Source organism: Roseibium aggregatum IAM 12614, assembly GCF_000168975.1.
In the GTDB taxonomy this organism is placed as follows: domain Bacteria; phylum Pseudomonadota; class Alphaproteobacteria; order Rhizobiales; family Stappiaceae; genus Roseibium; species Roseibium aggregatum.
In genome coordinates this window covers 93,592-116,383 of the sequence record NZ_AAUW01000020.1, presented here as the reverse complement: position 1 = coordinate 116,383, position 22,792 = coordinate 93,592, and the positions used below count along the sequence as shown (strand labels likewise).

General features: G+C 60.3%; 19 protein-coding genes. 2 read left to right on the top strand and 17 right to left on the bottom strand.

Features of this window, described 5'->3' with window-relative positions; translation table 11 throughout:
* The first annotated feature begins 111 nt into the window (after window positions 1-111).
* Window positions 112-540 (top strand): acyl-CoA thioesterase, encoded by a 429-nt coding sequence (locus SIAM614_RS23860; RefSeq protein WP_157140044.1) that lies wholly within the window; start codon window positions 112-114, stop codon window positions 538-540.
* Window positions 541-601: 61 nt separating this feature from the next.
* Here SIAM614_RS23860 and SIAM614_RS23855 read toward each other — a convergent pair whose 3' ends face one another.
* From SIAM614_RS23855 to SIAM614_RS23820, 8 genes are read right to left on the bottom strand one after another with little or no spacing between them, the layout of a single operon-like run.
* Window positions 602-1,327: an SDR family NAD(P)-dependent oxidoreductase gene (locus tag SIAM614_RS23855; RefSeq protein WP_006938514.1), complete on the bottom strand. Its 726-nt coding sequence runs from the start codon at window positions 1,325-1,327 to the stop codon at window positions 602-604.
* Complete coding sequence (locus SIAM614_RS23850; RefSeq protein ID WP_006938513.1) at window positions 1,324-2,097, bottom strand: cyclase family protein; 774 nt, start codon at window positions 2,095-2,097, stop codon at window positions 1,324-1,326. Before SIAM614_RS23850 ends, SIAM614_RS23855 begins: the two co-directional genes overlap by 4 nt.
* Window positions 2,094-3,350: an SDR family NAD(P)-dependent oxidoreductase gene (locus tag SIAM614_RS23845; RefSeq protein ID WP_040440973.1), complete on the bottom strand. Its 1,257-nt coding sequence runs from the start codon at window positions 3,348-3,350 to the stop codon at window positions 2,094-2,096. Before SIAM614_RS23845 ends, SIAM614_RS23850 begins: the two co-directional genes overlap by 4 nt.
* Window positions 3,347-4,522 (bottom strand): thiolase family protein, encoded by a 1,176-nt coding sequence (locus tag SIAM614_RS23840; RefSeq protein ID WP_006938511.1) that lies wholly within the window; start codon window positions 4,520-4,522, stop codon window positions 3,347-3,349. Before SIAM614_RS23840 ends, SIAM614_RS23845 begins: the two co-directional genes overlap by 4 nt.
* A complete protein-coding gene (locus SIAM614_RS23835) occupies window positions 4,522-6,135 on the bottom strand; it encodes an AMP-binding protein (RefSeq protein WP_006938510.1) in 1,614 nt (537 codons plus the stop codon). Before SIAM614_RS23835 ends, SIAM614_RS23840 begins: the two co-directional genes overlap by 1 nt.
* Window positions 6,132-6,605 carry an aromatic-ring-hydroxylating dioxygenase subunit beta gene (locus SIAM614_RS23830; RefSeq protein ID WP_006938509.1) on the bottom strand — a complete coding sequence of 158 codons (474 nt, stop codon included), beginning with the start codon at window positions 6,603-6,605 and terminating at the stop codon, window positions 6,132-6,134. Before SIAM614_RS23830 ends, SIAM614_RS23835 begins: the two co-directional genes overlap by 4 nt.
* A complete protein-coding gene (locus SIAM614_RS23825) occupies window positions 6,605-7,915 on the bottom strand; it encodes an aromatic ring-hydroxylating dioxygenase subunit alpha (RefSeq protein ID WP_006938508.1) in 1,311 nt (436 codons plus the stop codon). The genes SIAM614_RS23830 and SIAM614_RS23825 overlap by 1 nt, the downstream gene beginning before the upstream one ends.
* A 27-nt stretch (window positions 7,916-7,942) precedes the next feature.
* Window positions 7,943-8,875, bottom strand: a complete 933-nt coding sequence (locus SIAM614_RS23820) for a PDR/VanB family oxidoreductase (protein ID WP_006938507.1) — start codon at window positions 8,873-8,875, stop codon at window positions 7,943-7,945.
* Between the two features lie 122 nt (window positions 8,876-8,997).
* On the opposite strand from SIAM614_RS23820, the gene SIAM614_RS23815 reads away from it, so the two are divergent.
* Entirely contained in the window at window positions 8,998-9,456 is a 459-nt protein-coding gene (locus SIAM614_RS23815) for a MarR family winged helix-turn-helix transcriptional regulator (RefSeq protein ID WP_006938506.1), read from the top strand.
* 72 nt (window positions 9,457-9,528) lie between these two features.
* Here SIAM614_RS23815 and SIAM614_RS23810 read toward each other — a convergent pair whose 3' ends face one another.
* From SIAM614_RS23810 to SIAM614_RS23770, 9 genes are all read right to left on the bottom strand, one after another.
* Window positions 9,529-12,024 carry a DNA translocase FtsK gene (locus tag SIAM614_RS23810; protein WP_081455328.1) on the bottom strand — a complete coding sequence of 832 codons (2,496 nt, stop codon included), beginning with the start codon at window positions 12,022-12,024 and terminating at the stop codon, window positions 9,529-9,531.
* Between the two features lie 222 nt (window positions 12,025-12,246).
* Window positions 12,247-13,356 carry a COG3904 family protein gene (locus tag SIAM614_RS23805; protein WP_006938504.1) on the bottom strand — a complete coding sequence of 370 codons (1,110 nt, stop codon included), beginning with the start codon at window positions 13,354-13,356 and terminating at the stop codon, window positions 12,247-12,249.
* A gap of 272 nt (window positions 13,357-13,628) precedes the next feature.
* A complete protein-coding gene (locus SIAM614_RS23800; protein WP_006938503.1) occupies window positions 13,629-13,970 on the bottom strand; it encodes a copper-binding protein in 342 nt (113 codons plus the stop codon).
* 40 nt (window positions 13,971-14,010) lie between these two features.
* Window positions 14,011-17,193 (bottom strand): efflux RND transporter permease subunit, encoded by a 3,183-nt coding sequence (locus SIAM614_RS23795; RefSeq protein ID WP_006938502.1) that lies wholly within the window; start codon window positions 17,191-17,193, stop codon window positions 14,011-14,013.
* Window positions 17,193-19,406: an efflux RND transporter periplasmic adaptor subunit gene (locus SIAM614_RS23790; protein WP_006938501.1), complete on the bottom strand. Its 2,214-nt coding sequence runs from the start codon at window positions 19,404-19,406 to the stop codon at window positions 17,193-17,195. The genes SIAM614_RS23795 and SIAM614_RS23790 overlap by 1 nt, the downstream gene beginning before the upstream one ends.
* Window positions 19,407-19,492: 86 nt before the next feature.
* Window positions 19,493-19,867: a hypothetical protein gene (locus tag SIAM614_RS23785; RefSeq protein ID WP_157140043.1), complete on the bottom strand. Its 375-nt coding sequence runs from the start codon at window positions 19,865-19,867 to the stop codon at window positions 19,493-19,495.
* Window positions 19,868-20,129: 262 nt separating this feature from the next.
* Window positions 20,130-20,843 (bottom strand): HoxN/HupN/NixA family nickel/cobalt transporter, encoded by a 714-nt coding sequence (locus SIAM614_RS23780; protein ID WP_040440995.1) that lies wholly within the window; start codon window positions 20,841-20,843, stop codon window positions 20,130-20,132.
* The gene (locus SIAM614_RS23775) at window positions 20,840-22,174 is read right to left on the bottom strand and encodes an MFS transporter (RefSeq protein ID WP_006938498.1); all 1,335 of its coding nucleotides are present in this window, start codon (window positions 22,172-22,174) and stop codon (window positions 20,840-20,842) included. The genes SIAM614_RS23780 and SIAM614_RS23775 overlap by 4 nt, the downstream gene beginning before the upstream one ends.
* A gap of 96 nt (window positions 22,175-22,270) precedes the next feature.
* Window positions 22,271-22,759, bottom strand: coding sequence for a c-type cytochrome (locus tag SIAM614_RS23770; RefSeq protein ID WP_006938497.1), 489 nt, complete (start codon window positions 22,757-22,759; stop codon window positions 22,271-22,273).
* Between the last annotated feature and the right edge of the window lie 33 nt (window positions 22,760-22,792).

Sequence of the window (22,792 nt, the reverse complement as noted above, 5' to 3'; positions counted from 1 at the left end):
TCGAGGATGAGGCCTGTGTTGAAGCCTGTCTGCGATATGTGCAAAATCAAATAAATTACAGTCCGGCCACCCTTGTGGGGCAGGCTGGCAACACGCAGGGAGACAGGCAACTTGGACGTTCCATTCAAAACCACCCGCATGCTCAACTTCGGAGACTGCGATATCTCCGGGACAGCCTATTTCCCGTCGTATCTGAACATTCTCAATGGTGTGAACGAGGAATTCTGGCTGAAACTCGGCTATCCGTGGCACAAGATTATCTGGGAGGAACGCTGGGGCACCCCGACCGTCCATCTTTCCAGCGACTTCTCAAGCCCTTCCTTTTTCGGCGAAGAGCTGGAATTCGAGGTAACCGTGCAGCGGGTCGGGCGGTCGTCCGTCACCATGCATCACGAGATTAGCTGCAAGGGCGAAAAGCGCTGGTCGAGCACCCAGGTGCTGGCGGCCAGCGATCTCGACAAGCATTGCTCCATCCCCTGGCCGGACGACGTGAAGGCGGCCCTTCTGGCCTGCATGCCGCAAGATCAAAACGATAGCTGAGCGCTCAGACGCTTCAGAGCAAGTCGCGGTGCAAGTTGTTTCCTGTCAAACGCGACGCACGCTAGATCGTCAGGGTTCCGACGCTTGCGCCGCCGCAGACGTATAACGTCTGTCCGGTCACGAAGCTGTTTTCGGGATCGCAGAAAAACAGGAAGGCATTGGTCACGTCGCGCACATTGCCAATGCGACCGACCGGAATGCGTTTGGCAAGGGCTTCCTGTTGCGGGCTGTCCTTTTCGACGATGCCCCAGAAATTGTCGGTCAGGATCGGCCCGGGGGCGACCACATTGACGGTGATACCGTGGGGAGCAAGCTCCAGGGCCCAGGTGCGGGCCATGCCGATCATACCGGCTTTGCTGGCGCTGTAGGCCGTGCGAGTCGGTGCACCGAGCGCCGCCCTGGAGGCGTTGAACATGACCCGGCCGAACTGTCGGGCCTTCATGTTCGGCAGGGCCGCCTGCAGAAGTGTCAACGCCGATCCCAGGTGCAACTGTGCAAGGCCGGTGATGTCCTCGGGCTTGGCATCCTCGACAAGGTTGGGCCAGATCAGGCCGGCGTTATGGATGAGGTGGGTGACTTCGAACTCCGCCGCGATGGCGCGGGCGGCGTTTGCAACGGCATCCGCGTCAAGCAGATCGGCTTCTACCGAGTGCAGGTTGGGGTGAGACTTTTCCGGGGCGGATCTGGCAACGGACACCACCCTGTAGCCGCGCCCAAGAAGGCGTTCGGCCAGATCCGCACCGATCCCCTTGTTGCCGCCGGTAACGACTGCCGTAAATTCACTCATTCCGTCACCATCGCCAGAACCCGAAGCGGGCTGCCGGTTCCATTCTTGATTTTAAGGGGGGCTGCGATCAGCACGGCGCCTGTCGCGGGCAGCTGATCCAGATTGGCCAGACATTGCAGACCGTATTTTCCTGCGCCATGGAGTAAGTAGTGAGCGGGGTAGGGCGGAACATAATGTGCGCCCTGGCCTGCATCCGTTCCGACCGTCTCTGTGCCGAAGCCCCGGATGTTCCGCTCTTCTATCAGGAAGCGGATGGCCTCCGGCGTCGGTCCGGGCGAATGCGGCCCGTCCGCGCGCATGTTCAGGTAGTCGGCGCCTCTGCGCTTGGACCAGTCGGTACGCATCAGCACCCAGGCATCTTCCGGAATGCGGCCATGCTCACTTTCCCAGCCCGCGATGATCTCCGGTGTCAGTTCGAAGTCGTCGTTTTCTGCGGCGCCCTTCGAACAATCGATGACAACCACGGGACCTACAAAAGCCTCTGCCGGGATTTCGTCAACCGAGCCGTTCGGCACGTCCTTGCCGGAAATCCAGTGGGAGGGCGCATCGAAATGAGTGCCTGTGTGTTCGCTCATGGAAATGTTGTGCCATTTCCATGCCGGGCCACGATGATCGTAGGCGCTGATTTCCTCCATCCGGAAACGTGCACACTGACCGAACTCGGGCGGCAGCACGATCACCGGAAAGTCCGGATCGAGCGTGTGGGTCAGATCCACAATCCTGACGGCTCCGGAGGCAAGGCCGGAGACCAGCTGGTTCAGACTGCTCATGCGCCTTCTCCCCCTTGCGTGAGTTCACGTTCCAGCACCTTCGGGTCCCGCCGCCAACGCTCGCGGATCTCCATGGCAACATCGCCGCACCACACGTCTTCAAGACCTTGCTGCAGCCCTGAGACGATCGCCTTTGCCAGTGCCTTGGAGGTGACCTTGGGCGGCGGTACCGGCTGGGTCCAGTCATCGTCATCCGGCCCGGTGAAGACGGTCATGACGCGCAGGCCCGAGGCGCGGAATTCGCCGCGCAGGGACTGACACAGCGAATAGGCCGCCGCGTTGGAGGCGGAAAAGCAGCCGAAATCCGGTGTGTTGGACAGGGCAAAGACGGAAAGGACATTCACCCAGGCCACCGCCGAATTGACGCCATCGTTGGTGCGGGTGCACATGCCCGGCCCGAAGGCCTGGGCAAGGCGCATCAGACCGAGATAGTTGGTCTCCATTTCCTCGCGCGCAAAGGCGGTGTCGCCTCTTGCCAGAACGCCGCCCGGCCTGAGGAACCGGGCGTTGTTGACCAGAATGTCCGTCTTGCCGCCGATTTCCCCGGCCAGCCGTTGCACCGAAGACGTGTCCGTCACGTCGAGCGGCAGCACGCTGACCTTTTCCAATCCGGAAATCAGATCGCGGTTGGCATGTGGGCGCCAGCTTTCGGCCTCGCCGACAAAGATGGTTGAGGCTCCCGCCTCCAGCAGCGCGGATACCAGAGCCGGCGTGTTCGGGTTTCGCAGGTCCGTGATCAGGATACGCCTGTGTTTCGGGGCGGCTGAAAGGGCACGCATTTGCGGATCGTCTTCCATATTGCTTGTCCTGTCCTTGGGCACTGCCAGCAAAACGCCCTGGCCCGACGCGTCCAGACGGTTGAGAAGGGTGACTGCCCCGCCGCGCTCGCAGTCACCATGCACATGGCACAGGACCACGGGGCCGGCCTCCAGTTGTACCGACCCCATGCGCCAGGGCGTGCGTTCCCGGAAGTATAGATTGATCGACGTGCGGATCCGCGTCTCCGCCAGCAGAGTGCCCGCCGGCGAGATGTCCTGCCATTCCAGTGCGGCCGACAAACAGCTTCCGCAAACGTCCCGGGGCGGATATTGCACGGTGCCGCAGTCGTCACAGACCTGCAGCGCGAAGCGACCCTCCGCTGCTGCCGCCGTAAGACCAAGTGCCGCGCGGGATCGGGCCTCCGGGGGACGTAGCGGGGACTGCGTGCGCTTTTGCGGATCTTTCTTGAGGGGAGGGGAAAGCGGTGAGCTCATGCCGGGCTCCCTGTTTTCACAATGGCCGCGCTCGTACAGATACCACGGTCGTAATTGATCATGCCGAAGCCGGAGACCATCGCGGTCGTCGCGTCTGCCACCTGCGTGCCTCCGGCACTGCCCAGAACCTGGCGAAGCGCTTCCACAAGGCCGATGAACCCGCCCGCAGCGCCAGCCTGACCGGCAGACAGTTGTCCGCCGGATGTGTTGTGCGGAAAATCTCCGGTAATCGTCAGGTCGCGGTTCCTGACGAAATCGGGAGCGCCGCCCTTGTCGCAGAAACCGAGATCCTCGATCTGCATCATCGAAATCACGGGATAATCGTCATAGGTCTGCAGGAGATCGATGTCGTCCGGCGTGCAGTCCGCCATGGCGTAAAGTTCTTCCACGTCGAGCGTCCAGCCCCCGCGCAACTGCACGGGATCCTGGGCATGGGCATTGTGACGTTCGATCGTGCCGCCAATCACCGCATAAGGCAGGTTCCGCCGCTGCGCCTCTTCAACGGACATGACGAGAAAGCACTCGGACCCGGCGCAAGGCATGACACAGTCGAACAGGGCAATCGGATCGGCGATCGGGCGGGCTTCGAGATATTGCTCGAGCGTCAGCGGCTTCTTCATCAACGCGTTCGGATTGCGCAGGGCGTTGTCGCGCTGCGCCACACAGATCATGCCGAAATCCTCGCGTGTTGCGCCATATTCCTGCATGTAGCGGTCGGTCAGAAGTGCGAAATTAGCATTGGGGCCGCCAAAGCCGTAGGGGTAGGAAGCGTCCTGGGCAAAGCGGGAAAAGCTCGACAGCAGATTTCTGAAGCTGTCGATGTGGTTGGTGTCGCCGGCAACGCAGGCCACGATGTCGGCATCGCCCGCCTGCACCGCGCGCGCGGCGCGGCGCAGGGCGATCACGCCACTGGCGCCGCCCATCGGAATGTTTTCCAGCCACCTGGGGCAGAGACCCAGATGCTGGGTCAGCCCGACGGCCGTGTCCGGAAACAGGGTGAAACTGGCGACCGAAAACCCGTCGATGTCCGCCGGTCTCAAACCTGCGGCCTGAAGGGATCCACGCAGCGCGCTTGCGATCCACCAATGGGCTGTCTCGATGGAATATCGCTGGTAGGGAACTGAAACCGGTGCGGTGACCGCAACCCCCTCATAGCTCTGACGTTTCCCCATCAACTGGCCTGTCGCTTTTTCATGTGTCCGGTGGCGATTGTATCGGGATCGTCCAGAAGCTGCAGGGCCAATTCCTTCAGGGCGGCCCGCTGGATCTTCTGTGTCGGCGTCAACGGCAGCTTGTCTACAAAGGCGATGTAGCCCGGCGCCTTGTAATAGGCCATCTGCTCCAGGCACCAGCGTGTGATCGCCTCGGCCTTTTCTCGGCTCGGGTTCTTCACTTTCAGGCAGGCAAACACCTCATCGCCGCGAACAGGGTCGGGAACAGGCGCGATGCCGGCGGCATCGATGTCCGGATGACGCATCAGGATCGATTCCACCTCAACGGCTGCAATATTCTCGCCCGACCGCCGGATGACGTTTTTCTTGCGGTCGACAAAAAACAGGTTGCCGTCTTTGCCCTGGCGGACGATGTCGCCGGTGTGGAACCAGCCGCCTTTCCAGGCCTCATCCGTTGCAGCCGCGTCCTTGTAGTATTCCGAAAAGAAGCCGTAGCGCGGATCCGGCCCCGCATGGCGCACCAGCAGTTCCCCCTGAACCGCCTCCTTGCCATTCTCGTCGACAATCCGGCATTCGACGCCCGTGCTCGGCTTGCCGATGCTTGCCTGAGCCACCAGCCGATCTTCGCCAGAGGCTGCAATCACGGCGCCGGCGCCGGTCTCCGTCATCGCCCAGGCTTCGACCAGGGGGAAGCCGAAGCGGTCCTCAAAGGCAATCTGCAGCTTCGGATCGACGCCTGCGCCAAAGCCGAAACGCACCTGATGCGCGCGCTCTGCGGGAGAGGGATCAAACCCCATCAGCATGGACGGCATGACGCCCAGATAGTGCAGGCAGGTGGCCCGGGATGCGGCAACATCTTGCCACCAGGCACGCGGATGGAAGCGATCCAGAACGGTAAGACACCCGCCAACCGTGACCATGGCCATGAGGGAATACGCCATGGCGTTCATGTGAAAGACGGGCAGGGGCGTGATCATGCGTTCGCCCTCTTCCGTCAGCGTTGCCAGTCCGCCGACGTCGGCATACCAGCGCCCGGCGAGCAGGAAATAGGTATTGGGCAGCACGCAACCCTTCGGTTTGCCGGTGGTGCCCGAGGTATAAAGGATGGCAGCCTCGCGGGCTTCGCCCTCCAGCGGCCGGGCGGTCACCGCTTCATCCAGTGGTCGGGGGATTGGCTCTCCGGGAGCAATCACAGCCGCATCGATCCCGGCAGCGGCGACAGCGGTCTCAAGCTCCGTCTTGCGGTCCGCAATCGAAACGATCAGTGCCGGTTCGGAATGACCGATGAGATATTCCAGCTCCGCGGCCCTCAGATCCGGGTTGATAGGCACCACCGACCCGCCGACCCGGTTCACCGCGAGCCAGTGAAGGAAGAACGTTGGCCGGTTCTCCAGAAGCAGGGCAACGCGCATGCCCGCACCATAGCCGGCCTCTGCCAGATCCCGTGCGAGCGTGTCGACCTCTTGGCGCGCGGCGCCATAAGTCATTTCCCCGGCCGGGATGCCGTAGATGTCAGAAGTCCCGGGCAGAACGTTCAGAAACGGCCGATCCGGATATCTCTCCGCAGTGGCAGCGAAGGCGGCATAGACTGTGTCAGGTAGTGTCGCGGTCATGGCAGCAACTGAATATTGCCGAAAGCGGCGTCACAATTGAGGATATCGACCCGCTTGTTGGCGATCCTGAGCGCGCCGTCGACTACCCTCAGTTCGTGCGTGGCCGTTAGCGCCAGCAGGAACTGTTCGTCGAGGCGTGTTTCGACGTAATGCATGGATGTGTTGGTGACGATCCGATCCCCGTCCATTTCGTCGATGAAGGGCCGCTGGATGACATGATGGCAACGGCTCTTGGGCTTCTGGCTGAAGGTTCTCGCCCCGTTCAGTCGTTCCACGCGCAAGCGCAGCATGAACATGTCTTCGTAAAGCAGGGACGTCACGAGATGCGGATCGGTCTGCTTGTAGTCGAGCGGCATCCAGTAGTGGCCGTCCTCCAGCCACAGCGCCAGCCATTCGCTGTAGCGCCCCTCGTCCAGCATTCTTGCTTCGTCATAGATGAAGTCGATGACCTCTTCTCTGGAAATTGCCATCACGCCTTCTCCATCGTCGCTGTCATGAATTTCACCCAGGCATCGAACTGGTTGCGCATCTGCCGTTCCGTGGTGCCGTTTTCCACGGCCTCCTCGGTGAAATCTTCCTCGCCGGTTCTCAGGCGCTGAATGTTCACCCATTCCATGCCGTTCGACATGAGGCCTTCCTGGGCGCGTTCGTACATCTCCAGATCGTCGTGCCCGACCATCGACGTCGGTGCGTTGATCATCCGGTTGTACATGGCGGTGCGCGCCAGGAGTTCGTCCGGCGCTCCGACCAGCCGGTAGATGTAGCTTTCGACCAGCGTCCTGTCGGGCCCCAGCGGAATGAAGTTCCGCAATTGCTGGATAGGACCCTTGATCATGATGTTCGGGAAATAGACCGTGTTGTGCCGGTTTTCGCCGAGAATTTCCTTCGCGCGCTCTTTGCCATGCGTCTCGCTCAGAGCCTCGAAATAGCCCGGTATCGCGGAATAGTCGGAATGGATCGAATGATGGACGCCCGTATGCCCGTGGCCGTTCGGCCAGGTGCGGATGCCCATGTTCTCAAAAAACTCGTAGGGCGACATGAACGGCGCGATGATTTCCATCGCGGGCGGGCGCGGTTCCGGATTGCCCATCTCTTTCCAGATGTTTACTGCCGTTCCGGCGGAACTTTCGTGGGCAACCATCGGGTGGCAGGTGTCGGTCTGGTTTTCGACCAGCATCTTCCAATTGCACTTGTGCATGTAGCGCAGCGGCGGACCGGCGATTTCCAGGCGCCCTTCCGGGGACCGGTCGACCATGTTGTCGATGGAGCTGAGGCTGTCGCCGAAATAGTCTTCAAAGCCGATGCCTTCGGCAGCCAGGCGGGCAAAGACGAAACCGCGATAGTTGCGGACCGCCCCGACGGCTGTCATGCCCTTGGCATTCTCGGTGTCTTCGAAACCGGTGTTCTCATAGCCCTTCTTCAGGGGGATCGCGAGCAGGCAGCCGTCCGTCTTGAACGACCAGGCGTGATAGGGACATCGGAAGAACTTGCCCGTATTGCCTTCCCGGTCGATGGCGATCTTCGTGCCCTTGTGCGGGCAGCGATTGTAAAGAACGTAGATCTCACCGTCCGAGTGGCGCACCTGGATGACCGGCTGGTCGCCGATCTGCGTGGTGAAATAGTCGCCCTTGTTCGGGGTCTGGCTTTCATGACCGACAAACACCCAGGTGTTTGCGAACAGGTGCTGCATTTCCAGCTTGTAGATTCCCGGGCACGTGTAGACGTCCCGATGGACCTGTGGCCCTGTAAACAGAGCGGCGATCTGGCTGGCCGTTCGCATGCTGGCTCCTCCCTGGAATGCGAAACCTTATAGGTCGAGGACAAGCCGCGCGGATTTCGCGCGGCTGACACAAATCTGCATGACCTTTCCCGATGCCTTTTCGGCATCCGACAGCACGACGTCGCGGTGATCGGGCGTACCGCTGATCACATCCGTCTGACAGATGCCGCAGTCGCCGCGCTGACAGTCATACATCACGTCGATGCCGGCATCCTCCAATGCCTGGATGATGCTCTGGTCCGGGGCAACGGTCACAACTTGTCCCGTACTGTGAACCTCCACTTCGAAGGCCGCGTCGCCGGAATGCGCCTGCGGTGCACTGAAGAGTTCAATGTGAATGGCATCTTCCGGAAGCCCCGCATCGGCTGCGGCCGTGCGTGCGGCATCGATCATTCCCTTGGGGCCGCAGATGTAAAGATGCGTTCCGGAAGGCTGCGCTTTCATCAGAGCGGCCAGGTCGAGAGGGGCGGTGTCGTCAAAATAAAAATGGGCGCTGTCGCCAAAGGCTGCTGTCAGCTTGTCGGCAAAGCCCATCCGGGATGCCGTGCGGGCAGAATAATGCAGCTCGAAAGAACGATCTGTCGCTTTCAAGCGCGTTGCCATGGAGATCAGCGGCGTGATGCCGATGCCGCCTGCCAAAAGCAGGACGTGCGGGACATCTTCTGCAAGTGGGAAGTCGTTTTTCGGTTCGCTGACGGAGATCGATTGGCCTGCGGTCAAGGCATGCATGGCCTTGGAGCCGCCCTGGCCATCGTCTTCCCGCTGCACAGCCACGGTATAGAGCTCATCCGGCTCCGGCCAGTCGATCAGCGAATACTCGCGTTCCCCCAGAGAACCGAGATCGAATTTTATGTGAGCGCCTGGCTCATAGCCGGGCAACGGCGCGCCCGCTTCCGCCCGAAACCTGAAAACACGAATCTGATCGGTTTCCGGTTCCACACTTTGAAGAACAAGATTCACCTGTACTGCCTCCTCCTGTAAAAATATGAAATTTCATATAATATGAGTCAAGCCTCTTTTTTTCCCGGTCGGTCCGGGATAAAGGACAGCTTCAAAAGAGGTACATAATTGGGGGGAGGGTTTTGACCCAGACGCCGGGAAAATTCGTTTCTTCTTATCTGCTGTACCTGCTGGCGGCGTCGAGCGAAGCGGCCAGCCACCAGTTTCACATTCGTGTCCGCGAGTTGGGCCTGCGCGTTCCGGAATGGCGCGTCCTCGCCTGCCTTTACGATCAGGACGGACTGATGATCACGCAGCTGGCGCGATACTCACTGATGGAACAATCCAGAATGACGCGCATTGTCGACCAGATGGAAAAGCGTGGTCTGGTGGTTCGCAAAAGCGACGAGGGCGACGGCCGCCGTGTTCGCGTCCATCTGACGGATGCCGGGCAGAAACTGAGCTCAGATGTGGTCGAAGAAGCAATGGAGCACGAAAGAACCCTGCTTTCGGCATTGAACCAGGCGGATGCGGACAGGATCAAGCCGTCTCTGGAACGCCTTCTGGCGTCCCTCAACAGCTGGAACAGCACCAGGGAGTAGGTGCAGGGCTGAAGTTTCCCTGACACCTTGAACTGACACCTTGAGCCCATACCGGCAAGCGAGCCGGGCTTCCTATTCTTCGGAAGGCGGCTCTTTTTTCGTAGCCAGAATTTCGCGCTTGCCGACGTGGTTGGGCGCACCCACCAGGCCTTCGTTTTCCATTTTCTCCACCAGCGTGGCGGCACGGTTGTACCCGATGCCGAGACGGCGCTGGATGTAGGAGGTCGAACAGCGCTTGTCGCGCAGGACGATCTTCACTGCCTTGTCGTAGAGGTCGTCGCCGTCTTCGGAAGCGATCGCACCCTTGTCGAAGACTGCTTCGTCTTCTTCCAGCTCTTCCTCTTCTTCCGCGGTCACGGTTTCGAGATAGGCGGGACGGCCCTGGCTCTTCAGATGAGCGACAACCTGCTCGACTTCCTCATCCGAGACGAAAGCGCCGTGGACACGGTTGATGCGGCCGCCGCCGGACATGTGCAGCATGTCGCCCATGCCCAGCAATTGCTCTGCGCCTTGCTCACCCAGGATCGTGCGGCTGTCGATCTTCGAGGTCACCTGGAAGGAAATCCGCGTCGGAAAGTTCGCCTTGATCGTGCCGGTGATCACATCCACCGACGGGCGCTGCGTTGCCATGATCAGATGGATGCCCGCGGCGCGGGCCATCTGCGCCAGCCGCTGGATTGCCCCTTCGATCTCCTTGCCGGCGACCATCATCAGGTCGGCCATCTCGTCAACGATGATGACGATATAGGGCATCGGAGCGAGGTCCATTTCCTGCTGCTCGTAGAGCGGCTCGCCCGTATCCCGGTCGAACCCGGTCTGCACGGTCACGACAACCGGTTCGCCCTTTTGACTTGCAACGGCAGCTCGCTGGTTGAAGCCGTTGATGTTGCGCACACCGAGGCGCGCCATCTTGCGGTAGCGATCCTCCATCTCGCGGACCGCCCATTTGAGCGCTGTCACGGCTTTCTTGGGATCGGTGACCACGGGCGTCAGAAGGTGTGGAATGTCATCGTAGATCGAGAGTTCCAGCATCTTCGGATCAACCATGATCAATCGGCATTCTTCCGGCTTCAGGCGATAGAGCAGCGACAGGATCATGGTGTTGATGGCAACCGACTTGCCCGAGCCGGTCGTGCCGGCCACCAGCAGATGCGGCATCTTTGCCAGATCGGCGACAACGGGCTCTCCGCCGATTGTCTTGCCGAGGCTCAGCGCGAGCTTGCAATTGGTGGCGCGGAAGCTGTTGGAATCAATCATCTCGCGGAAGTAGACGGTTTCGCGTTCCGTGTTCGGCAGTTCGATCCCGATGACATTGCGGCCGGGGACGACCGCAACGCGTGCCGAGATGGCCGACATGGAGCGGGCAATGTCGTCGGCCAGGTTGACGATGCGCGAGGACTTGATGCCCGGAGCCGGCTCGAACTCGTAGAGTGTGACAACAGGGCCGGGCCGGACGTGAATGATCTCGCCGCGGACCTTGAAGTCTTCCAGAACGCTTTCTAGAAGCCCTGCGTTCCGTTCCAGTTGCTCCTGCGTCATCTGGAAGCCGGGGCCATCCTGAGGGAGTTGCAGAAGATCGCCCGACGGAAACTCGTAGCTGCCGAACATCGATTGCTGCCCGGATCTTGCACCAATTGGCGGAAGAGCGTGCGTGCTGGAGGACAGGGACCGGGATGTGGGGCTCGGCATCGAGACCTGCACCTTCGACGGAGCAGGTGCAGGGTCGGTGCTCTCGACACCAGAAACCGCTTCCAGCCTCTGGTCTGCTGGCTGCGTTGCCGGATTTGAAGGCTTAGCCGCAACTTGTCTGGCAGACGCAGGCTCTGGTGCTGCCGATGCGGACCCGTTGCATTCGACGACCCGGTAGAGCGATACGATACCTTCTGCTGAACAGGTCACCTGTCCGGCAACGGGAACCTCCTCGTAAACCGTCCTGACGGGCAGCACCGGTTCTTCAACTTTCTGAACGGGTGCCGCGGTGCTCGCCTGCGGGGCGAGGGCATCGTCGGACATGAATTCAAAGAAGGCGTGATCAGACAGGAAACCAAGGGGGGCCACACCGGACCCGGTATCGTTGGCGACGGCTTGCACGTCCACTGGTCTGCCATCGACGACAGGGCTACGCATGTGCGTGACCGGTACTGATGACGCGACAGCTGGGGAAGGCGTCGAGGCGGTAAGGGGAGCCTGCGTTAGGTGCTCTGCCTCGACCGGTGAAACCACCTCAGGAGCCGTGACTTCGCTTGCGCTTTCCGCCGGAACGGACCGCTGCTTCGCGCCACGGTCCGGTGTCCGGGTGAACCGGACGTTGGGTGCGAGATAGAAGTAACTCTGGCAGGACTCGTCCGAAGATGTGTCTATTGCCCGGTTTGAGTCTGCTGCCGTTTGTTGCGGATTGCCGGTAACGTGCGGTGTCCGGCGCGCCTCGGCGACCCGCTCCCCTTCCAGGGGGACGCTTTGTCCGAGCAGAGGCCCACCCTGAGCTTCCCGATTGGTTTCATCGTCGGGAGCAGGCTGGCCGGCATCGTTCGAATTCGAAATTGAGAAATTCTTCCGGGAAATACGCATGGACAAAGAAGACTAGTGTTTCGGGTTGAACGCCTTTGAGAGAGATGTAGGAAATTTAGGTTAACAGTCTCTATCCAAACCGTGTCCTTCGTGTGTTGAAAGCCCTTTCTACCGGTGCGCCTGACAGGCACTTTTCGGCGGAAATCCAACGAAAAGTGCCTTGAGATCAGCGTTATCGGTGCCGCTTTTATATGTTGAGAGTTTTTGCCGGGCTGCGCCTGTCTAGCCGATGCAAAAACGAAAGCTGGCGGCGATGATCTTGCGATCCATGTCGCTCAGATCGATAGCGCCGCGCACTTCGCCGCCGGATGCCATTCCAAGAAACATGTTGAACTCGATGCGCTCGGACGCCGACAACAAGTCAACGACCTTGTCGTTGATTTCCACCTCGACGCTGCGATCGCCGACGACACGCAGGAGGTCCTTTGTCGCCGTCGCCGTGATGCCGCGGCCCTTTGAATACATGTTGATTCTGGTTTCCGGCAGGTCATCCGGGTTCAGAATGCCGCCATCGGTCGTAATCAGCACATATGGCTTGTTCTTGCGGCAGTAGCTGGAGAACTGGCTGGCGAGATCGTAAAGGCGCGTGGTGCTCTTGCGTTTGCTTGCCGCAACAAGACCCTGTTTGTAGGGCTCGAGAAAGAAAGCCCCGAACCCCTCCGGTGTGACAAGGGCAAACTCCTCGAGCTGTGCCGCGTCGGGGACAAACATGTCGTCCGGCTTCGCCCCCGTTCCCAGAACGAAAATGCGGGCATCGATCCCCATTTCCAGCAGGTAGCGCACGATCCGGCTGGACAGTTCCTGCGCAGACATCAGGGCTTGGTCCACCTGGCTCGATGACACCTGACCGGTCCTCTCCCCGGACAAGAAAAACTGGTGAAACCCCAGACGATTGCCGGCGGGAATACGCCTGACTACGCCGCCCAGAAATGCGTAGGAACAGGCGCTCATGCAGTAGCCGCCGTCGACGGTGTCGCCGAATGCGCCCTCTGGTTTCCAGATGCCGATTTCCGTTTCCATCCCCCTGGCGCGGATCAGTTCACCCAGCTTCAACCCCGCAATCAGACTGCCGCCGGGACTGTGCAGCAGAACCTTGTTGCCGTCGGAATGCTCGTTTTCGAGATAGCTGGAAAACTGCGCAGGTGTTTCGTCGGTAATCTGCCCCTCGGCCCGCACATAACAGCTTGCCGCGTTGTTGCCCTTGCACACGTTTTCGAACGTCATGCTTTCTGCAAGAGCTGCACCTGGAAACAGTGCAAGGCAGGTAAGAACCGCGAACATTGCCGCCCGCGAATTGTGCGCGGCAGAAATCCGCCCAAAAGACTTCTTCATTTCGTTTCCCTGAACCGTTTGACCCTGAATAACAGTCAAAACACAAAACAATGTAGTCATTAAAAAGAACCTGAAAAATCAGGGCAAGACAGCGATCCCTCAGGCCGTTGTCTTTTCAATATTCAATGGCTTTGCCGCGATGTGACCGGGAGAACAGGAAAGGGGGAAGCGTTTTTCGCCAACCCCTATTTGGGGAAGGTGGAAGGGGTCTGGAAGGGGATCGGCAGCAGCCCGAGGCAGGTGCCACGGGCTGCTGCCGTTTGTCTGGGGGCTTAGTTCGGCATCATCGCGCCAATTGCGTACATGCCGTCGTCGCCTTTCACCAACATCAGGATCACGCTGTCACCCGGGGCCAGATCATCCGACATCTGTGCGCCTTCCAGAACGGTCATATCCATCGTCATCGCCGGCCAGCCGATTTCCGGAATGGGATCATGGCTGACATTGGCGGTACCGTCGCCAATTGAGTTGACGACAGCCTTGGCATGGATCGCGCCGTCCATCTGTTCATCGGTCATCGGCATGTTGGAATGGTCCATGCCATGTGATGACTGGGCAAGGACGGCCGGTGTGGCTGTCATGGACAGGAACGCTGCGAGGATGAGGGTCTTCATTTCAGTTGCCTTTCTTTGGGTTTGTTTGTGAGTTGCCAATTCATTCGGCCGGTTGGACTGCACCTTTCATGTCCGGGGCGGCAACGCTCAGCTCACGGTTGACCCGTGAGAGAGCGAGACGCTTCCAGATCGTGAAAATGGCGGGAATGACGAAGAGGGTCAGAAGGGTGGCGGTTGCCATCCCGCCGACCATGGGAGCCGCGATCCGCTGCATGATTTCCGAGCCCGTGCCGTCGCCGTACATGATCGGGATCAGCCCGGCAAAGATCGTCGCCACGGTCATCACCTTCGGTCGGACACGCAGAAGCGCACCTTCAAAGACGACCTCTTCGACATCGACACTCGTCAGGGAACGGGCCTCGGCAGCAGCAAGCTTCTTGCGTTTTTCCCAGGCCAGATTGAGGTAGAGCAGCATCACGATGGCTGTCTCGACCGCAACACCGGCAAGGGCGATGAAGCCGACGATCACCGCGACCGACATGTCGAAATCGAGGTACCAGAGGAACCAGACACCTCCGGCGAGCGCTACGGGAAGGGCCGCAAGGATGATGCCGACTTCAATAACCCGGTTGAACGCCATGAAGAGCATCAAGGTGATGATCAGCAAGGTTGCCGGGGCCACGAGTTTCAGCCGTTCCTGCATGCGCTCGATGTATTCATACTGGCCCGACCAGGCGATCGAATAGCCGGGCGGCAGTTGAACCTTCTCGGCAACCGTCCTGCGCGCTTCATCCACATAACCACCGAGGTCCCGGCCGGTGATGTCAATGAAGACAAATCCGGTCCGACGGGCGTTTTCAGACCGGATCATGCCTGGTCCGTCTACAACGCTGACCTCCGCCAGGGCTCCAAGTGGAATATGGGCGCCAGACGGTGTGACCACCGGAAGTTCCCGCAAGCGCTCGGGACTGTTGCGCCAGTCCTGCGGGTAGCGGAGGTTGATCGGAAAGCGTTCCAGACCTTCAACGGACTCCGACACCTGCATGCCGCCAATCGCGGTCTGCACGACGTCCTGAATGTCCCGCACGCTCATCATGAAGCGGGCAGCCGCTTCCCGATCGACGTCGATCTCGATGAAGCGACCCCCGACAGGCCGTTCGGCGTAGGCCGAAGCCGTCCCGTCGATCCCCGCAACCGCGTTTTCGACTTCAATGCCGATCTTTTCGATGACGCCAAGGTCCGCACCGGTGATCTTGACCCCGACAGGGGTCTTGATGCCGGTAGCCAGCATGTCGATGCGGTTCTTGATGGGCTGGATCCAGACGTTGGTAACGCCCGGTATCTGGACGACCTGGTCAAGTTCGTCGCGGATCCGCTCCATCGTCATACCCTCTCGCCACTCGGAGCGGGGCTTTAGCTGAATGGTCGTCTCGATCATCGTCAGCGGGGCAGGGTCGGTTGCCGTTTCGGCACGGCCGAGCTTCCCGTGGACCGTCTTAACCTCCGGCACGGTTGCGATAAGGCGGTCCGACTGCTGCAGCACTTCGCGTGCCTTGCCGATGGAAACGCCGGGATACAGCGTCGGCATGTAGAGGAAATCGCCTTCATTGAGGGCGGGCATGAACTCCGTACCGATCCTCTGAAGAGGCCACCACATGGAGGCAACCAGGACACCTGCAAGGATGGTCGTTGCCCAGGGCCAGGCAATGGCCGCATCCAGAAAGGGCCGGTAGAGCCAGATGACGATGCGATTGAGAGGGTTCTTGTTCTCCGCAAGAATGCGCCCACGGACAAAGTAGCCCATCAGCACCGGAACCAGCGTGATGGAGAGGATGGCCGCGGCCGCCATGGCGTAGGTCTTTGTGAAAGCCAGCGGCTTGAAGAGCCTTCCTTCCTGGCTCTCCAGAACGAACACCGGCAGGAAGCTGACGGTGATGATCGCAAGGGAGAAGAACAGGGCAGGGCCGACTTCCGAAGCACATTCCCCCACGATCCGCCATCGGTTCTCCGCGGTCAGTTTTTCGTGTTCCAGCCGCCGATGCATCGCCTCGATCATCACGATGGCCGCATCCACCATCGCGCCGATGGCGATGGCGATGCCGCCGAGCGACATGATGTTCGCGTTCACGCCTTGCAGCTTCATGATGATGAAGGCCGCCGCAATGCCGAGGGGCAGGGAGAACAGGATGACGAGCGATGAGCGCAAGTGCAGGAGGAAGGCCGCGCAGACCAGAACGACAACGATGAACTCTTCCGTCAGCTTTGTCTGAAGATTTTCGATAGCCCTCTCGATAACGCCGGAGCGGTCATAGGTCGTGACGATCTCGACCCCTTCGGGCAGGCTGCTGCGCAGTTCTCCTATCCTTGCCTCGACCGCCTTGATGGCCGCCAGCGCGTTGCCGCCCCAGCGCAGGATGACAACCCCGCCGACAGCATCGCCTTCGCCGCCGAATTCACCGACACCGCGGCGCATTTCCGGGCCGAGGCGAATGTCGGCAACATCTCCGAGCGTCAGTGGTGCACCGCGGTCGTTGACCATCAGCGGTGCCTTGGCAAGATCGGCAAGCTCATCGACGTAACCGGTCGAACGCACCATGAATTCCGCTTCGCCCATCTCGATCACGCTGCCGCCGGTCTCCCGGTTGGCGGCCTGGATGGCTCCGCGGATCTGCGACAGCGTGATGTCGTAGGCCCTGAGCTTGTTGGGATCCACAACCACCTGGTACTGCTTCACCATGCCGCCGATCGTGGCGACTTCCGACACGCCGTCGACGGTCTGGAGTTCGTATTTCAGGAACCAGTCCTGCAGGGCGCGCAGTTGGGCAAGGTCATGGTTGCCGGTGCGGTCGATCAGGGCGTACTGGTAAATCCAGCCGACACCCGTCGCATCGGGGCCAAGCTGCGGCGAAACATCGTCAGGCAGGTTTGCAGCAATCTGCCCGAGGTATTCCAGCACTCGGGTTCTGGCCCAGTAGAGATCGGTTCCGTCTTCGAAAACGATGTAGACGTAGCTGTCCCCGAAAAACGAAAAACCACGAACGTCACTGGCACCGGGCACGGCGAGCATCGCCGTGGCAATCGGGAATGTGACCTGGTCTTCCACCACCTGCGGCGCTTGTCCGGGGTAGGGGGTGCGGACGATGACCTGAACGTCCGACAGGTCCGGGATTGCATCGACAGGCGTTTCGCGGACCGCCCAGATCCCGGCGACGGCAATCATGGCGGCGACCGCCAGAATGATCACCCGGTTGGCGATGGAGGCACGAATGATTGCGGCAATCATCACAAACCCTCCTCACGTCGGACGCCGACCAATGTCATGGAGAAGTCCGGATTGCGCTGCAGCAGGAGGGTCACCTCCTGATCCAGAGGCAGATCACCAACGGCTACGGCTGGAGCGACTGCGAAATCCATCGTCATGCCCGGCATGCCGATCTCTGCCATCGGCCCGTGGGTGATGTTGGCCGTGCCGGCATCCTGATCAAGGGCGTTGATGGTGCCGCGAACCTCCATCGGCGGGGTGACCGGCTCTGCCTTTGCCAGGACCATCGTCATTCCGTCGGGTCTTGCGAAGGTGAGCGTGGTTTCCGTGCCAACGGGAATGGCGGCAAGATCCAGATCCTCGTCTACGGCAAAGGCCATGGTCATGCCCGGCATGCCGATCTCGGCAATGGGGCCATGGGTGATCGTTGCCTTCGCGTTTTCCGTATCGATCGAGTCGATCGTGCCTGTCACCACAATCGGTGCGGCTTCGGCTGGCGTATCTTCGGCAACCTCCTCAGCGGGCTTCGTTGCCGGATTGTCGGCAGCTTTCTCGGCTTCACCCGGCTGCCTTACTGCTACAATCGAAAAGAGACCGCCTTCGCCTTTGGCCAGATCGAACTCCACCGGAACGTTCACCGGAACTGTCTGGGGATCGAAACCGGCAACATCCAGGTCCATCTTCATGGCGGGCCAGCCGAGATCCGGGATCGGGCCATGTTCCATTGTCAGTTTGCCGTCGCTGGTAACAGCAAGAACGGTTCCCGACCCGGTGGCTGCGATGCCGTCGGACGTGCTGAGGTCGATCAGCCCCAACAGGCCGTCCGCACCACGCGCTGCCTTGAATGAAACCTGCTCGCCTTCACGCAACCGGTCGAGAGGGATGGACGCTGCAACCGGAAAACGGGTTGTCATCGCCGGCCAGTCGAGACTTTCCAGGCTGTCATGCCGGATGGTCGCGATCCGGGACACGCGGTCGAGGGCGATCAGGTCGCCCGTTCCCCGGGCAGGGGCTTCGTTGGTTGGCGCCATGCGCATCAGGCCCGCATTGAGCGCGCTTTCGCTGTCGATCAGGAACTGGGCCGACGCGACGACCTCTTCACCGGGCTCCAGACCCTGAACGACTTCGGTTCGCCCGTTTTCTCCAAAATTGTCTCGCAACCCGCTGGTAATCAGCCGTGGCTTGAAGGTGCCTTCGTCAACCTTGATGATAACCCGCTCGGCCGTTCCGGTCCGGATAACGGCTTCGGACGGAATGGTGACAGCGGTGCGGGTTTCGTTCGGAAAGAGCCGGACTGTTCCGAACATGTTCGGCCGCAACAGACCTTCCGTGTTGTCGAACAGAAGCCGGACCGGAAGGGTTCGTGTTTTGGGATCGAGTTCCGGATAAATGTAATCGATCTGCCCCTCGAAGGTGCGCCCCGGCAGATGCTCGAACCGGGCGACCGCACGCATGTCTTCTGTCAGTCGCGCGATATCGCGCTCGAAGACATCGACAATCAGCCAGACCTGATTGAGGTCTGTGATCGACATGGCCTGCGCACCGGGTTGCAGGAACATCCCGTCGGCGGCCGCGAGCGCAATGACGACACCGTCGCGCGGTGCGGCAACCTTGATCCTGCGGGCGACCTTGCGGTCTGCCTCGATCTCGGCAATCTGCTCCTCGGAGGCTCCATGGCTGCGCAACTTGTTTCGGGCAGCTTCCACCGACAGCCCGTTGCCGTTCGAAAGTGATCGCAGGAAATCGAAACTGGCAATGCCGAATTCGGGCGAAAACAGCTCGAAGAGCACTTCACCCTTTTTCACCCTGTCGCCAACGGCGCGAATATTCAGCGTCTCGATCCAGCCGTCCACTCTGGTGTGAACGTGGCTGGTCAGATGTTCGTCGTAGCCGACGAAGCCGACGGTTTCGATCTGCTGGGAGATTTCGCCGACCCGGGCCAGCGCGGTACGCACGCCGATGGCATTGACCTCGGCTGCCGACAGGCTGACTTCAGCCGGATCGGCCGAAGGTTCCTGTCCGGCGTAAACCGGTATCAGATCCATTCCCATGGGCGACTTGCCGGGGCCTGACTGGCGGAAGTTCGGGTCCATGGGAGCGACCCAATAGAGAATTTCAGCTTCCCCCGACGCGTTGCCGTCGCCCGGGTTCAGATAAAGGCGCTCAAGAAACACCCCGCCTGCCACACCTGCGGCAAGGGCGATGATGCTGAGCGCATAATAGCGTCCACGCATTGTAACCTCTGAGTTGCCAGCGGCGGTCAGCCGAAGGCATGTCCATCATGTCTGGCTCCGCGGAAGTCCGCAGAGGAACGATGTTTTCAGAGGAGGCGGGGAGGTCGTTCGGGAAGGGCATTATCCGACACGTGCAGGGCATCGGGCGGCATCTGCGCGAAGGCAAGGGTCTGGGGCACGCCCAGAGTGATGTCCTGGCCGTCGCGGATCGTATCGGCTGCGCATAAGGCACCGCCGCAGCACAGATCGAAATTCGTCTGGCCGTTGTCCGGCATTTCATCGGCCATCATTGCCGGTGCATGACCCATCATCGTTTCACACGGCATGTAGGCATTGGCCGCGACATGTTCGCCGGGAGCCTTCATTGCCTGGTGAGCCGGTGCAAAGCCCGCAAACAGCAAGGCAATCGCGAACAGGAACGTCGCGGCCAGTCTGCTGATGTGATGCACGGGTCGGGTCATGATGCGCGATATAATCCAGTCCAGCACAAATACAAGTGCTTGATAGGTACTCTTCAGGTCGCCTTCGAACAACGGTGAACAAATTGCCCGTTGTTGGTCCATAATCGGGAAACTACCGGCGCTCCGGCAGGTCGTCGGCTCACAAGACAACCTTCATCGTGCATACGCTGGTGCGTGCGAAAACAGAAGTGAATATGCCGGACACCCAATCAAATTTTCGTAAGGACCTGAGGGATTGAAACGGTTTCCCAGAGACCAGCATCTAGCCAAGCAACTGGAGGCCGGCAAAGAGCATGATGAGACATCCGGCTGCCGCATCGAGGACCCGGGAAACCACGCTGATGGTCGCACCGTTCCTGAGAGCGACATCGAGAAACAGTCGCTGGCCGGCAACCGTCAGCCCTGCAACGGCGCTGAGCGTGAGGGTGATGCCGACGAGCATCGACGCCGCAAATACCAGGCCCGCACCAGGCTCGCCTTGAGACAAGGCGGCCACGACGACAAACAAGGTCAGAGGGCATGGTACGAGACCGGCCGTAAGGGCCACCCAGAAGCCTTCCGCCCGCTTCCTGCCGGGCTTCGCACGAATGGCCCGGACGAAGAGCCAGGCACCGATCCCGATCAGCGTGACCCGGCTGATCATTTCAAGGGCAGGGGCCCGTCCACCGCCGACAAAGGATCTTTCCACGAGCTGAGAGGCAAAGAAGGCGATCAGAACGGCGGTGAGGACATGTGTAGCCGCCAGCAGTGCCGATACCGTGAACGCGCGGGCAAAGCTGCTTCTGGCTCCGGCAACGTAGCTTGCCAGGATCGTCTTGCCGTGTCCGGGTGTCAGAGCGTGGATGGCGCCGAACAGCACTCCGGTCGCCATCATGCCTGCGAGCAGCCAGAGATCTCCCGACTGGCTGAATTCCAGCAGGGAAGCCCGCACACCGCCATAGATCCAGCGTTGCCAGGAAATGAGAAAATCCATCATGGCGGCCGGTCCGGCCATGTGTGGTGAAGGCTGTCGATCACAAAAGCATGTGCGTGACGTTTTCCGTGCGCTTTTGCCAGATGCGGATGGTTGGCGGGCAGATCTGGGTGGGTATGGTCGAGAACACTTTGATCCTCTGCAGGCCAAAACCCGGCCGCTGCAGCCCAGCCAAGTACAGCCAAACCAGCAAGCGCGACCATTGTTGCAGACAGCGAGGTGTTTGCACCAAGCCAGCCGGCAAGCGGATAGGCAATCAGCCAGCAGCCGTGCGAAAGAGCAAACTGCGCCGCGAACACCAATGGTCGGTCTTGCGGATGGGCAGAGTTTTTCAGCAGCCTTCCGGAGGGCACAAGGACCGCCGACATACCTGCCCCCATGGCAAACCAGATGAGCAGCAGGGTCGGCCACACGAGGGTTCCGGGCAAGACGCTCAACAGGCCGGCGAATATCAGCAATGAAACGGGAAGCAATGCACCGCCGGCAAGCATCACGGTGCGCTCGGAGCGACTTGCAAGAAGCTTTGGCAGCGTCAGGGCGACGACCATGGAGCCCCCGCCGTAAGCGGCCATCGACAAGGCCAGGTCGGTGTCGTTGAAACCAAGATAGGATTTCACGATGACGACACCGTTGACGATCACCATGGCTCCAGACGCTGCAACCGCGAGATTGAGGGCCAGCAAGCCCCTGAGGCGTGGTGTCTTCAGATAGATCTGCAGGCCCTTGACGGTTCTGCGGAAGGCGGGCTCCTCTTCGTCAGCCCGCGGCGAGACGAGCCGAACGGTCAGGATCAAGGCGGCCGATATCAGAAACCCGGCAACGGTGCCGCCAAACAACCAGTGGAAGCCGACAAGTCCCACCAGGACGGCGGCAATCATCGGGCTGAGCAGATTTTCAAGATCGTACGCCATGCGCGAGAGCGACAAGGCGTTTGTGTAGTCTTTTTCGTCCGGAAGGATATCGGGAATGCTGGCCTGGAAGGCAGGGGTGAAGGCTGCGGACGCGGTTTGCAACAGGGCAATCAGAACGTAGATCTGCCAGATGGCGTCAACGAAGGGCAGGGCTATCGCGGTCAGAGACCGGACGATATCCAGAGTGACGAGAAACATCCGTCGCGGAAAACGGCCGGCATAAGCGGCGGCAATCGGGCTGATGCCAACATAGACGATCATCTTGATCGCAAGGGCCGTTCCCAGCACGGCTCCAGCCTCATCGCCCGCAAGATCGAAGGCGAGCAGTGCCAGGCCAACCGTCATCAGACCCGTGCCGAACAACGCGATGACCTGCGCGGAAAAAAGATGGCGGTAGGTTTGATTGGCAAGAACCGAAAACACTTATTTCTCCAGCCGTTCAGATACACCACAGCGTACGATCAAACCTGAGCAACACCCGGATCGCACGCATACCCGTATGGCGAAAACCCCCAGCCTTCAAGACGATGGAGCCCCTCCCTGCGCATTGATGAGGTCATGTCTTGCGCGAACCTCCTGCGGCCACTGTGCCTTGATCCAGGACAGGACGGCGATGATTTCGGTGTCTGTCAGCGCGCCGTCGAACGCCGGCATGTTCGATTTGAAATCCTGAAGGCCGAGAGCCTTGGCAGTTCCGTGCTTTGTAATGCGGAACAGCAGTTCATCCTGATGATGCCAGGTATGTCCGGTTTCATCATGCGGCGGGGCCTTCAGGGTGCCGTCCGGATTGGCGTCCATCCAGTCCGGCTCTCCTTTCAGGTCGTCTCCGTGGCAAGATGCGCAATTCTGCATGTAAATGTCAGCTCCCAAACGAACGAGCTCCGCTGCGTCCGGCTGAAGCCGGACGATGTCTTTTTCGGCGCCGGGTTTTGCAAGGAAGAAAACCGCACTGCCAATGACAATCGCCAACACTGCGGCAAGGGCGCCGAACCGGATGCGCCTCGTCATGATTTCTTTCCTTCGATTGGTCTTGTGCAAGCT

What these genes read in the sequence shown, in the direction of transcription:
- SIAM614_RS23830 (WP_006938509.1), bottom strand. Translation starts at nt 6,605, where the DNA reads ATGGCAATTTCCAGAGAAGAGGTCATCGACTTCATCTATGACGAAGCA.
- SIAM614_RS23850 (WP_006938513.1), bottom strand. Translation starts at nt 2,097, where the DNA reads ATGAGCAGTCTGAACCAGCTGGTCTCCGGCCTTGCCTCCGGAGCCGTC.
- SIAM614_RS23785 (WP_157140043.1), bottom strand. Translation starts at nt 19,867, where the DNA reads ATGACCCGACCCGTGCATCACATCAGCAGACTGGCCGCGACGTTCCTG.
- SIAM614_RS23770 (WP_006938497.1), bottom strand. Translation starts at nt 22,759, where the DNA reads ATGACGAGGCGCATCCGGTTCGGCGCCCTTGCCGCAGTGTTGGCGATT.
- SIAM614_RS23855 (WP_006938514.1), bottom strand. Translation starts at nt 1,327, where the DNA reads ATGAGTGAATTTACGGCAGTCGTTACCGGCGGCAACAAGGGGATCGGT.
- SIAM614_RS23795 (WP_006938502.1), bottom strand. Translation starts at nt 17,193, where the DNA reads ATGATTGCCGCAATCATTCGTGCCTCCATCGCCAACCGGGTGATCATT.
- SIAM614_RS23810 (WP_081455328.1), bottom strand. Translation starts at nt 12,024, where the DNA reads ATGCGTATTTCCCGGAAGAATTTCTCAATTTCGAATTCGAACGATGCC.
- SIAM614_RS23845 (WP_040440973.1), bottom strand. Translation starts at nt 3,350, where the DNA reads ATGAGCTCACCGCTTTCCCCTCCCCTCAAGAAAGATCCGCAAAAGCGC.
- SIAM614_RS23840 (WP_006938511.1), bottom strand. Translation starts at nt 4,522, where the DNA reads ATGGGGAAACGTCAGAGCTATGAGGGGGTTGCGGTCACCGCACCGGTT.
- SIAM614_RS23835 (WP_006938510.1), bottom strand. Translation starts at nt 6,135, where the DNA reads ATGACCGCGACACTACCTGACACAGTCTATGCCGCCTTCGCTGCCACT.
- SIAM614_RS23790 (WP_006938501.1), bottom strand. Translation starts at nt 19,406, where the DNA reads ATGCGTGGACGCTATTATGCGCTCAGCATCATCGCCCTTGCCGCAGGT.
- SIAM614_RS23805 (WP_006938504.1), bottom strand. Translation starts at nt 13,356, where the DNA reads ATGAAGAAGTCTTTTGGGCGGATTTCTGCCGCGCACAATTCGCGGGCG.
- SIAM614_RS23825 (WP_006938508.1), bottom strand. Translation starts at nt 7,915, where the DNA reads ATGCGAACGGCCAGCCAGATCGCCGCTCTGTTTACAGGGCCACAGGTC.
- SIAM614_RS23780 (WP_040440995.1), bottom strand. Translation starts at nt 20,843, where the DNA reads ATGATGGATTTTCTCATTTCCTGGCAACGCTGGATCTATGGCGGTGTG.
- SIAM614_RS23800 (WP_006938503.1), bottom strand. Translation starts at nt 13,970, where the DNA reads ATGAAGACCCTCATCCTCGCAGCGTTCCTGTCCATGACAGCCACACCG.